General features: G+C 37.7%; 12 protein-coding genes. 4 read left to right on the plus strand and 8 right to left on the minus strand.

Annotated elements, in window-relative coordinates:
- Positions 1–97: 97 nt before the first annotated feature.
- The gene (locus J5J05_RS09495) at positions 98–1057 is read left to right on the plus strand and encodes an IS30 family transposase (RefSeq protein ID WP_208559100.1); all 960 of its coding nucleotides are present in this window, start codon (positions 98–100) and stop codon (positions 1055–1057) included.
- Here J5J05_RS09495 and J5J05_RS09500 read toward each other — a convergent pair.
- The 7 genes from J5J05_RS09500 to ispE all read right to left on the minus strand — a co-directional run bounded on the left by J5J05_RS09500 (position 1021) and on the right by ispE (position 7714).
- On the minus strand, positions 1021–1743 hold the full coding sequence (locus J5J05_RS09500) for a DUF2812 domain-containing protein (RefSeq protein WP_208560451.1): 723 nt from the start codon (positions 1741–1743) through the stop codon (positions 1021–1023). The two genes, J5J05_RS09495 and J5J05_RS09500, sit on opposite strands and share 37 nt — an antisense overlap.
- Positions 1724–2059: a PadR family transcriptional regulator gene (locus tag J5J05_RS09505; protein ID WP_208560452.1), complete on the minus strand. Its 336-nt coding sequence runs from the start codon at positions 2057–2059 to the stop codon at positions 1724–1726. The genes J5J05_RS09500 and J5J05_RS09505 overlap by 20 nt, the downstream gene beginning before the upstream one ends.
- Positions 2060–2219: 160 nt before the next feature.
- A complete protein-coding gene (locus J5J05_RS09510) occupies positions 2220–3044 on the minus strand; it encodes a metal ABC transporter permease (protein ID WP_208560453.1) in 825 nt (274 codons plus the stop codon).
- Complete coding sequence (locus J5J05_RS09515) at positions 2981–3697, minus strand: metal ABC transporter ATP-binding protein (protein ID WP_208560454.1); 717 nt, start codon at positions 3695–3697, stop codon at positions 2981–2983. The genes J5J05_RS09510 and J5J05_RS09515 overlap by 64 nt, the downstream gene beginning before the upstream one ends.
- A 150-nt stretch (positions 3698–3847) precedes the next feature.
- Positions 3848–5527: a metal ABC transporter solute-binding protein, Zn/Mn family gene (locus tag J5J05_RS09520; RefSeq protein WP_208560455.1), complete on the minus strand. Its 1680-nt coding sequence runs from the start codon at positions 5525–5527 to the stop codon at positions 3848–3850.
- A 240-nt stretch (positions 5528–5767) separates the two neighbouring features.
- On the minus strand, positions 5768–6724 hold the full coding sequence (locus J5J05_RS09525; protein WP_208560456.1) for a ZinT family metal-binding protein: 957 nt from the start codon (positions 6722–6724) through the stop codon (positions 5768–5770).
- A 138-nt stretch (positions 6725–6862) separates the two neighbouring features.
- Positions 6863–7714 carry a 4-(cytidine 5'-diphospho)-2-C-methyl-D-erythritol kinase gene (ispE, locus tag J5J05_RS09530; protein WP_208560457.1) on the minus strand — a complete coding sequence of 284 codons (852 nt, stop codon included), beginning with the start codon at positions 7712–7714 and terminating at the stop codon, positions 6863–6865.
- A 177-nt stretch (positions 7715–7891) separates the two neighbouring features.
- Here ispE and J5J05_RS09535 point away from each other — a divergent pair, with 177 nt between their 5' ends.
- From J5J05_RS09535 to J5J05_RS09545, 3 genes are all read left to right on the plus strand, one after another.
- Positions 7892–9016, plus strand: coding sequence for an ammonium transporter (locus tag J5J05_RS09535; protein ID WP_208560458.1), 1125 nt, complete (start codon positions 7892–7894; stop codon positions 9014–9016).
- Positions 9003–10118 carry an NAD(P)/FAD-dependent oxidoreductase gene (locus J5J05_RS09540; RefSeq protein ID WP_208560459.1) on the plus strand — a complete coding sequence of 372 codons (1116 nt, stop codon included), beginning with the start codon at positions 9003–9005 and terminating at the stop codon, positions 10116–10118. Before J5J05_RS09535 ends, J5J05_RS09540 begins: the two co-directional genes overlap by 14 nt.
- A gap of 74 nt (positions 10119–10192) precedes the next feature.
- Positions 10193–10588 carry a VOC family protein gene (locus tag J5J05_RS09545; protein WP_208560460.1) on the plus strand — a complete coding sequence of 132 codons (396 nt, stop codon included), beginning with the start codon at positions 10193–10195 and terminating at the stop codon, positions 10586–10588.
- Between the two features lie 115 nt (positions 10589–10703).
- Here J5J05_RS09545 and J5J05_RS09550 read toward each other — a convergent pair whose 3' ends face one another.
- Positions 10704–10949: a Veg family protein gene (locus J5J05_RS09550; protein WP_208560461.1), complete on the minus strand. Its 246-nt coding sequence runs from the start codon at positions 10947–10949 to the stop codon at positions 10704–10706.
- Positions 10950–11573: the final 624 nt, after the last annotated feature.

Below are 11573 nucleotides of genomic sequence, written 5' to 3' on the forward strand. Positions count from 1 at the left end.
CGTGAATTGTAAAATTAAGCTAGACAAATAAAAAAGCCATTCGTGGTACACTCAAAATGTATTTTCCGACCAAAGAAAACATTAGGAGTGATCACGAATGACCTATTCCCATATTACCACGGACGAGCTTGTATTGATAGAATCGTATTACCATAATAATGTATCAACCGCTAGAATCGCTCAATTGATTAATCGTTCAAGGCAAACTATCCATAACGTCGTTACGGCTTTAAAGCAAGGTGTTACAATTCTTGACTATTATCGACAATACAAATTGAATAAAAAACGTTGCGGACGAAAGAAAATCATTCTTCCTATTAAACAACAGGACTATATCAAGGATCAAGTTGCTAAAGGCTGGACGCCCGATGTCATTATTGGTAGATCGGAACAGCCTATTGGATGCTCGGTCCGAACGCTTTATCGTCGATTCAATGAACACCTATTCGACGAAGCTTTACTTCCCATGAAGGGAAAAAGAAAGCCCAATGGTCATAAAGAACGTCGAGGAAAACAAGCATTTAAAAGAACGATTGAAGAAAGAACAACCGATTATCCTTTATTTAAGGAAGAGTTTGGACATTTGGAAGGAGACACCATTGTTGGTGTACACCACAAAAGCGCCATTATAACGTTAGTCGAAAGACTTTCGAAAGTCATCATCACGTTAAAACCAGAAGGACGTAAAGCAGTTGATATAGAAACCACCTTGAACCAATGGTTCAGTTCTATTCCCAAATGTCTATTTAAGTCCATTACTTTTGATTGTGGTAAAGAGTTCTCAAACTGGAAGTCAATCTGCAACCAACATGATGTGTCCATTTATTTTGCAGATCCAGGTACGCCTTCACAAAGGGCTTTGAACGAAAATTCAAATGGTTTACTGCGACGAAATGGCCTACCTAAAGAAATGGATTTTAATTTAGTAGATCAGAATTTTGTATCAGGCGTAGCCGATAGACGAAACCGAATCCCTAGAAAATCACTAAATTATCAAACACCCTTAGAAGTATTTTTGAGTTATATTGATGGGTCGTATTTGTCTAGCTTATATTGACAATTCAGATTGTTTAAAAGATTAAAGATCGTTATGATAATGAAACTTAAACAGATGATCAAAATCACTACATTGTAGATGTTTCTTATATAAAATGATGCTTTCCACGGTACATGATGATCGATTGCTTCACCTGTCAGTAATCTTTTTCTTATTGACCACAACGTATACCAATCTCTGATAAAACCAATACTAATACTCATATACATCAATTGGAATAAAAGTTCTCCCCACTTCTCTCTCTCACTAAGCATAAATTGATTTGAGATCAAAGATTGGAAAGAATGATAGCCAATAAATAAAACCAATAGTAGAGATCCCATAGCTAGAAGGCCTAATTGCACTACATGCTTTTTCAATGAATTGGCTTGTTCTACTGTATCTGTATGTAATTCAGGAATCTTTGAATCTTCAGGTGAGGCGTATATACTGCATTCACCAAAAGTAGTTATATGTATCCACCCATTTTGACCATAGAGTGATACTTGTTCACCCAATTCACGGCTACTTTTATTAAAGTCCAAACGGTAGCGCATTTTTTCTGGTTCACTTTTTTCAAATGTTGCTGTTAATAGGTTTAATCTCTTCAAATGTAATCCTTTAAGAGACATATCATACAACCAGCTTTCATATTGACCAATATTGTAATAGTTCGTCGGTCTCAACTTAATGACTGTTTTCGACATGTTCGCTATCTCCTTCCAATAAACGCACTGTATCTTCTACCATTGCATTCAATCGGTCAAATTCCTCTTTCAAAGCCTGTTTCCCTAAAGCTGTAAGTCGATAGGTTTTTTTGGTTCCTTCTTTTTCAATCAACATAATCAATGCTGTTTTTTCCATACGTGATAGAACGCCATAGAGTGTCCCAGGCCCCATTTCTACTCTTCCATCAGATACTTCATTGACAGCATTCATCAATTGGTAACCATGACTCGGTTTCAATAATGCGAGTAGTATATAGTACATTGCTTCCGTCATGGGTCCGCCATTATATTCCAAGTTGATTGCCTCCGATTTTTATTATGTCACGCGATATATCGTCACGCATAATAGTAAATGATTTTTTTAAAAAAGTAAATAAAAAAATGGCTAGGACATAAACACTTAACGTCTTTAATGACTAAAAACGAGACTAGGAAAAAGCCCCAGTCTCGTTTTTTTATCTTTTATTTGATTGTATTTTAGATTTGATATGATTGTAACCGAGTGTCACAATAAAGACCGCAATAAAAATTAAGGTAACGGTTGCGCCTGGAGGTGTTCCGAATTGATAAGAAGACATCAATCCAGTGATCATCCCGAAAATCGCAATCAAAATACCGATTAAAATAACACCCGTAAAGCTTTTACTTAACCGCATCGATATCGCTGCGGGCAAAACGATGATAGCCGAGACAAGCAAAGCTCCAACGATTGGCATAATAACCGCGATTGTCACACCAGTTAAAACATTGAATAGGATAGACATCACTTTTATGGGCAAACCTGCTGTGAATGCTGTTTCTTCATCAAAAGTAAGAATATACATTGGTTTTCGGAAGATAATATAAAGTAATACGATGGTAATGGTTAAAAACAATAGCATCCAGATTTGTTGCTGGCTGATCGTGACGATCGACCCAAACAAAAACTGGTCAATACTAACAGTTGTTCCACCATTACTTAACCCCATCAATACCAAAGCAACAGCCATTCCCCCAGACATCAAAATCGCAATGGAAATTTCTGAATACGTGCGATAAATGATTCTCAAATACTCCAGTAAAATTGCCACACCCATCACTACTAGTAAGTTCATGATGGTTGGGTCTACACCTATTAGCATCCCTAAAGCCACACCTGCTAAAGAAACATGTGACAATGTGTCTGCCATCAAAGATTGTCTACGTAAGATAAGAAATAGTCCTAAAATAGGCGCAATCAGTGAGATGAGGAAAGATGCTTGGAAGGCTCTTTGCATGAATCCATAGAAAAACATCTCCAAGGCGAATCCTCCTTTCTGATCAATTCAATATGTTTGTCTACATATTGCTTCAATTCATCATGATCGTGAGTAACCATCAGGATACCTTTACCATGCGCTTCGCTGTTATGTCTTAATAATTTATAAAATTCTTCTCTCGCTTTTACATCCATACCAGTCGTTGGCTCATCCAGAACAAATAGGTCAGGATCTGTAGCAAATACACGTGCAAGTGAGATCCGTTGTTTCTGTCCACCAGATAACTCCCCAACTCTTTTATGTCTGACGTCCCACATTCCGACAGATTCAAGCGAGCGACGAACATGTTCCTTATCTTCTTTATCCAATTGTTTGAACCATTTACCTCTGGGGTATCTTCCAGACTGTACAAGTTCCAATACGGTACTTGGAAAGCCAGCATTGAATGAAGCGACTTGTTGAGGTACATACCCTACAACTAAATTAGTCCCCCATCTGTTTTTCTTAGATATTTGAACGTTTCCTTTTGTCGGTTTCAATAAACCTAAAATATTACGCAGTAATGTCGTCTTCGCTGCACCGTTTTCTCCTGTTAACATGACGAACTCGCCAGAATTAACTTCAAAAGAAATATTATCCAATACAGGTTCGTTCTCGTAATGGAAAGCAAGATCTTCTACTTCTATATAATGCATTTCTACACCCTCTCTACAAACACCTAACGCCTCTTCGGTATTCTACTTTAATCCGCTCAGCAATGCAATACTTTCTATGAACGGAAGAAAAGGACAAGCACTTCAAGTTTTACCTCTTGAAGCACTGCCCTCAGATTCATTTTGCTTACTTTAATTGATACTCAATTTAAGCGACTCAATGTTTTGCTTCATCGCTTCTATATATCCCATATCTTCTGATTGTAATTCTTCAGATAAACTCTCCAAATCGTAAAGCACAGCCGTTTCGGTTCCTGTTTCTGTCGCGACTGTTTGGGCAATCGAAGAATTTGCACCATCTTGGTAATAAATAACTGGTACCTTATATTCCTCTACAAGATCGCCAATTTCAGCAATTCTTGAAGGGCTAGGTTCTACTTCCGTAGATAAGCCACCGATAGCAATCTGTTCTAAATCATAACGTTCTGCAATATAACCAAACGCTTGATGCTGAACGACGAATACTCGATTTTCCGCACCTTCAAAAGCTTCTTGGAATTCTTGATCAAGTTCTTGAAGTTCTGCGTTAAAATTCGCTGCATTCTCTGTATACTCGTCTTCTCCATCTGGATCAATTTCAATCAAAGCATCTCGAATACCATTCACTTGTTCTTGAACAAATACAGGATCTAACCAGCTATGTGGATCTTCATTTTCATGATTATCAACAATTATTGAAACGATACCTGTATTAGCTACTTCTTCACCCGCATCGTTTAGCCCAACACCCTGTACTTCAAAGCTTTCTTGATCTGCTTCACCAGTAAATTGTTCTGTAGTTTGATCCGGGTCAAGTGTCCACTCTGCTTGATCATTTTCACGTGTAGACCATTGCCATTCATTAACCGCTTCTTCTGTTTCTGCTACAAGTGTAACCCCATCTCCACTATGGTAGTGTCCTGCAAGCCCAACCACTTCTACACCATTAGCGCCTACGGGTTCTTCCCCGTGTCCGTGGTCATGTGTTGCTTCACCTTCGTGGTCATGGTCATCTTCCCCATGCTCATGTGTTGCTTCATCATCGTGATCATGGTCGTCATGGTCATCTTCCCCATGTTCGTGCGTTGCTTCATCATCGTGATCATGGTCGTCATGGTCATCTTCCCCATGTTCGTGCGTTGCTTCATTTTCATGATTATCTATTTCAATCATGACTGGTTCAGACTCAGCGAAGACTTCGTCGTTTTCGCCGTATAAGACTGCTTTTACTTCGAAACTAGATTCTGGTGCTTCATAACTTAATTCTGAGCTCGTCGCATCAGATACAGTCTCCCAATCTGCTTGATCGTCTTCTCTAGTAAACCATTGCCAACTGCTTAATGCTTCATTATCAGCTACTTGTGCTGATAGCTCAATCATGTCTCCTGTATGATAATGGCCTGATGCGCCTTCAATCATGACTTCATCAGTTCCGGTTTGTTCACTGTCCTCTTGCTTAGGATCTAAAATCGCACCGTCAGCTGCACTTAAAATAACAAGCTCTTCATTATCAATCGTATTAAAGAGACTCTCTGTCCAAGTTTCCATGTCATCACTGCTGTACACAAACAAGTCTGCTTCATTTACAGCCGCCACATCTTGTGCACTTGGTTCATAATGGTGTGCGTCATCTCCAGCACCAACCATCATTTTAACCTCTGCACGATCTCCCGCTACTATACTGGCAAATTCATGTATCGGATAAAAAGAAGTTACAATAGATAGTTCAGCCTCTTCTTTAGGCGCTTCACTACTTTCTTCATTAGTACAGGCTACTAGCAATGCAGCGATTGTTAGTCCCACCGTCGTAGAAGCTAATCGTTTCAATTTCATTTAATCGTCTCCTTTGTTTCTCTATTCTTTTAATTTCTCCATAGTTAAAGCTACTTCCAAACCACATTGAAAGTAGCTTCTCTTATTAATCATTTAGTCTTTCTTGTTTAATTAGTTGATCATTTTATAAATACTAAACCCTTTTAAGGTTATCGCCATTTACCAAAATCGTATAGGTTACGATTTAAAAGATATCACACTTTTAGTGATCAAGTCAATGAAATCTCAATAAAAGGTTGGTTAATGCGCAAGCATATCTCTAACGATCCCTGCTTCATCCAAATCAGAAGGATAATAAGTTGGCCAGTTTTCCACTTCTTCTAACAACTCCGCACGGTCATCACCCCAATAAAGATGATAATGGTGTGCTTCAACTTCTGATATATCATGATCGCTGAATTGAATATATTCAGGCATATCTTCTGAACCACCAACTTTATTGAAAACATAACGAACACCTCTGTTTCCACGTTCATAGTTCAAAACTTCATAGCCATCATAGTCATATTCTGCGCTCATTTCCGTACCATCTTCCTGATAGAAGGTAAAACTGTTTGCGTCAATGACCATGCGATCCACATCTGTCACATAGCCAATATCGTAATAATCTTTGTACTCTTCAGCGTTCATAGTATCACTATTGTTTGCCTTTTCTTCAAAGACTTCATCTAGGGCGCCAGATTGGAGATAAGGATAAACGGATTGCCAATCACCTGCCCAATCCGTTAGTGGCCGATCTTCGATTTCATCATTATAGAAAAATCCATTATAAATTCTTTTGCCTACTTCATCATTAGCACCGTGGTCATCAATTTCAACTTCCACAGGTTCTGATTCCACTGTTTCAGCTGCTTCCTCTCCTAAATAAGCGACTTTTATTTGAAGACCAGATTCGGTTGCTTCTCTTGAAAAATCAGCTGAAGTCATTCCAGAAACTTCAGTCCAATCACTGGCTTCAACGCCTTTTATGTACCATTGCAAGTTTCCAGCTGCTAGTTCTTCATCAGCTTTTGCTGTTAATTCTATTTCGTCGCCAGTATGATAATGGTTCGCCATGCCTTTAACTTCTAGTGTGCTAGGCACTGCTTGCTCTTGTATTTGTTGCTCGTTTGTATCATCTGCAGAAGTTTCCTGACAAGCTGCTAATAATAATCCCATTGAAACAATACCCGAAACCTTTATTCCCTTATACATCATTAATTCATCCACCTTCTTTTCAAATCGTAACCATTACGATACACTACTATATCGTAATGGTTACGATTTGTCAACGCTTGTTTCAAAAAAAATAAAACGGAGCGACAGCTCTTTCTTTGAAGAGTCAGTCTTCCCGTTTTAATTTAAGGTTCTCACTAAATAGACTTCTTTACAAAACCCTTTTAACCCATTAACGATTCTTTGAGCTTTAGATCGCTGTCTAGTCAGCCCATACACAGTTGGTCCTGTCCCACTCATCACGGCCACATCTACGCCGAATGATTCCATCTTGTCCTTTATCCTTTTTATCGTGGGTTGCTGTTGAGTAGAGATTTCTTCTAGTGCATTCCCTGCATATTGAACCACTTCTTCATAATCATTCGCGTTGATTGCTTCAATCATTCGTTGGTGGTCGTATCTAGGAATAGACATGAGATCAAGTTCTTCGAATACCGTCCAACTCGAAATGCCTTTAGGTGGTTTCACTACAATTACCCAACATTTTGGAAAATCATTGATTAATTGAATAATTTCCCCTTTCCCGGTAGCAAAAGCCGTTTTTCCATATACACAAAAAGGGACATCGGATCCGATTTTCTCGCCGAGTTCTGCTAGCTTTTCTAAAGATAAATCTAGCGCCCATAATCGATTTAATCCTCGGAGTGTGGCAGCTGCATCACTACTACCCCCGCCCAATCCCGCTGCAACGGGTATTTTTTTTTCAATAGCAATATGGATACCTGCTTGTATACCATACGTTTCTTTCAACAAACGTGCAGCTTGATAAACGATATTCTTTTTGTTTAGAGGAATAAAAGCAGCATTGCAAGATAAGGTGATTTCGTCTTGTTCTTTAGAGGTTAGTGTTAATCGGTCGGATAGGTCTATTGATGTCATGATCATTCTCATTTCGTGAAAGCCATCGTTTCTTTTTCCCAGTACATTCAATGTTAAATTGATTTTTGCTGGTGCTCTCTCAATAATTTCCACTATTTTCCTCCTTTTCATTAGACAATCTTTTCTCACAGACCAGACCTTGCTTATTTCTATTCTAAAAGAGATTCATCAAAATTAAAAAAATAACGCATTCATCTCTGTACTTGACAGAATATGATACACTTATTCTAAATCGTAAAGATTACGTTTTAGAAAGAATGGAGTGAGTGAATGAACGATTTTTTTATAATGGTTTGTATTTTGGTGATGTGGCCTATGCTGTTCAGTGTGCCTGTACTTTATGCAACGATTACCAAGGAAACCGCAATAAGTGACACTTTGGTAATGACGAGTGTTGGATTGTTTGTAGGGTTCTTGGCCTGGGCACTAGTAGGGTATCCTATCATTTTTGTAAATGATGGGTATATATGGGAAAACTTCTCTCATTATTATTTTCTTTTACAAAGTGGACACGTTGAAACCTTACTAAATATGATCATACAAGGTTGTTTCTTTTTATATGCAGCCGGTATGTTTGTGGGCACATTGATACATAAAGTCAGATGGCCATTTTTCGCTGTATTCATTCCTGTCTGGATGGTTCTTGTTTATGCACCGATTGCCTTTATGCTATGGAATACGCAAGGTTTTTTCAATCAATTAGGGGTGTTGGACTTTTCTGGCGGATTAGTTGTCCACTTGACTGCCGGTATCACCAGTCTTATGTTGACGAGATATTTCACTGAACAGACTATAGACGTTCCAGAAAATTCCTCAAATTTAGCGATTAATTATATCGCAACAACCTTGATTTGTTTCGGTTGGTTTGGTTTCAATTTAGGCCCTCTCGGTGGCGTTAAAGGTCAAATCGGGCTTGTCTTATTAAATACTGTCTTGGCCATTTGCTCTGGTTGTCTAGGTTTTCTTTTCGTCAAAAGAATGCAGGTTCAAAGCGAAGATATCTTAACAGGGATAATGGTTGGTCTCGTGACAAGTACCGCTTTGGTAGGATATGTTTCTCCACTACAGATGATGTTTGTTACTTTTATAAGTGGCTTGATTACTTGCATTGTCCAAATCAACTCCACCATTGATGATCCAGTCGATTCATTTATTTTAAATGGACTTGGTGGATTAATTGGTGCAGTAAGTTTGATCTTATTCGCTAATCCACTATTTACACCAGAAGGACAATCCGGTTTATTATCCACCGGCACTGCCTCATGGTTTCCGGTAATTCAGATTTTGGGCATCCTCTTTGTTGTCATTTTATCCATTGCAGGATCATTGATCAGTATTTGGATCACTTTATTTTTTAAAAAAAGAAAAGGAGTTAGTTTAATTGAAAATAGATAATCTCGTAACAATCATTGGTGCTGGTGCTGCTGGTATCGGCACTGCTGTAGTGTTAAAAAGATTGGGTATCAAAGATATTCTTGTTATCGATAAAGGAGAAGTTGGACAATCTTTTTTAGACTGGAATGATAAAACCAGATTTATTTCGCCGTCTTTCAACACGAATGGGTTTGGTTTTCCAGATATGAATGCCATTACTCCCGATACTTCCCCTGGTTATTACGCGGAAGAAGAACACCTTTCAGGTGTTTCTTATGCAGCTTATCTTAAAGAAGTCACACAGTTTTTTGATGTTTCCGTCATAACGAAAGAAACTGTCTTAAAGATTGAGCAGCACGAATCAGGCTATATCCTTACAGGAGAGAAGCAACAATACAAAACAAAGTATGTCATTATGGCTTTGGGAGATGTTTCTTACCCTTACCTAGGAAATATTCGCGGAACTGAGAACAGTATCCTTTATGTCGATTTAAAAGACTATAGCCAGTTTAATACAAATTCGCAACAAGCGATTATAGGTGGTAACGAATCCGGCTTCGATGCAGCAATCAATCTAGCAAAGCGCAACATCCGTTCTACGATTTATACACGAACCGCAGGAATTGATTCAGATTCATCTGATCCAAGCCAATCTCTGTCTTTGTATACAAAAAGCCGCTATAGAGAAGTTTCTGATTATATTCGTATTCATACAGGGGTAGAAATAAGCGAAATACACCATAGCGATGACGCTTATTTTCTTTCTACTAGTGATGGAGAAGTTTTTGAGCATACACAGAAGCCAATTCTTGCGACTGGCTTCTCGGTATCACAATCGCCAATTCTGAAGCCCTTCTTCGATCTTGATCGTCATCGAATTTTGCTAACTGAACAAGATGAATCCACTATCTATCACAATATTTTCATGGTAGGTTCTCAAGTCGAGCATGAGGGTGTCATTCTTTGTTTTATTTATAAATACCGTCAACGATTTGCCTATATCGCTAACATTATTGCAGAGCGCGAAAAGATACCTGTTGATCCGCTCGTCTTACAACTTTATAAAGACTATCAAATGTTTTTAGACGATCTGTCTTGCTGTGATACGGACTGTCTATGCTAATAAGTATTCAGTTTTAGTCTATTTCTTCATAACCATTTTCAGTTTATACTGAAGATAGAATTGGAGGTCCGTTTATGAAAAAAGGTGTATTACATCATATTGAGTTTTATGTTTCCGATTTAAAGCAGTCCATTGATTTTTGGGGCTGGTTATTGACTGAATTAGGCTACGAGATTTACCAAAAATGGGAAAATGGTCGGAGTTGGAAGCTAGATTCTACTTACATTGTTTTTGTCCAAGTTCAAAAACAATTTGCGACTATTCCATACCACAGGAAACAAGTGGGTATGAACCATCTTGCCTTTTATGCATCGTCTAGAGCACACGTAGATGAATTGACAACATTGTTATCTCAAAAAGACGTTCCCATACTTTATGCTGATGCCCATCCGTATGCTGGTGGTCCTAATCATTACGCTATTTATTTCGAAGATCCAGATCGAATCAAAGTAGAAATTGTTGCACCATAAAAAGAGGCTGATCCGATTAAATACAGATCAGCCTCTTTAACTATGTAAAAGCATGGACTTAGCTAATAAAAAAAGTAAGTCGTTACGACTCACTTTCATCTAACTAAGTACGATTTTAAAATTCATTTCCTGTAAATTCAAGTTCAACTGTTTGCGTTAAAACATCGGTGTAACTATATGAAACACGTTCATAAGCACTTTCATCTTTGTTCAATTCAACAATAAACACTGAAGGAAACGTATCTGTTAATATCCCTTTGCGTTCTGTCGTCTTTTTTCGTCCGGCTTGAGCTGTCAATTTGATTTCTTTTCCTAATTGACCGTCAAGATTTTGCTTTATACTTGCTATAGTAATTGGCATAATCGACTCACCTCACAAAGTTGTAACTATAGTGTACCACACAAACACGAAAATTAAAAGAAAATTTGAAAATAAAGATTGCTTTCAAATAATAATATTAAAATATGATAATATTCACATATTTTAATCTATTTATTATTTCTATGATTTAGCGATGGCTAGCGTACTTTCCTCTAAGGATTATTTTAACATTTAGGAGATGTTGTCTAGGCTTTGTACTACAAGGCATTAAGCAAATACCGTCTTATTTACATTAATTTTATGTAATATACATATAGTTTACATACATTTAACCGGTTACTTATTTTCATCCCTACGTTAATATGGTCAGTTTCATTTCAGGGGTTTATTTTTTAATTGTTTGAAAATTATCTCAATCAATCGTGTATACAAGGTACAATAACTTTTTTCTCTGATCTAAACTTATCTTCGCTTTTAGCGATACACGAACAATCATCAATATCCAACGGTATAAAACCCTTTCTTTACAAACAAATAAAAAAAGTCGATTACAAACACAAGACATTTTCGGCTCTGTGTCAACTGGTGTTGGTAACATTAGTTACCCTTAAGAAGATCTATCGGTTTCATTCGATAGGTCTTCTTTTTTTAGGTTTCATTTTT

The organism is Marinilactibacillus kalidii (genome assembly GCF_017599325.1).
Taxonomy (GTDB): Bacteria; Bacillota; Bacilli; order Lactobacillales; family Carnobacteriaceae_A; genus Marinilactibacillus; species Marinilactibacillus kalidii.

Excerpts from the sequence above, each read along its gene's own strand:
- J5J05_RS09495 (WP_208559100.1), top strand. The coding sequence starts at position 98 with ATGACCTATTCCCATATTACCACGGACGAGCTTGTATTGATAGAATCG.
- J5J05_RS09500 (WP_208560451.1), bottom strand. The coding sequence starts at position 1,743 with ATGTCGAAAACAGTCATTAAGTTGAGACCGACGAACTATTACAATATT.
- J5J05_RS09515 (WP_208560454.1), bottom strand. The coding sequence starts at position 3,697 with ATGCATTATATAGAAGTAGAAGATCTTGCTTTCCATTACGAGAACGAA.
- J5J05_RS09520 (WP_208560455.1), bottom strand. The coding sequence starts at position 5,527 with ATGAAATTGAAACGATTAGCTTCTACGACGGTGGGACTAACAATCGCT.
- J5J05_RS09525 (WP_208560456.1), bottom strand. The coding sequence starts at position 6,724 with ATGATGTATAAGGGAATAAAGGTTTCGGGTATTGTTTCAATGGGATTA.
- J5J05_RS09535 (WP_208560458.1), top strand. The coding sequence starts at position 7,892 with ATGAACGATTTTTTTATAATGGTTTGTATTTTGGTGATGTGGCCTATG.
- J5J05_RS09545 (WP_208560460.1), top strand. The coding sequence starts at position 10,193 with ATGAAAAAAGGTGTATTACATCATATTGAGTTTTATGTTTCCGATTTA.
- J5J05_RS09550 (WP_208560461.1), bottom strand. The coding sequence starts at position 10,949 with ATGCCAATTACTATAGCAAGTATAAAGCAAAATCTTGACGGTCAATTA.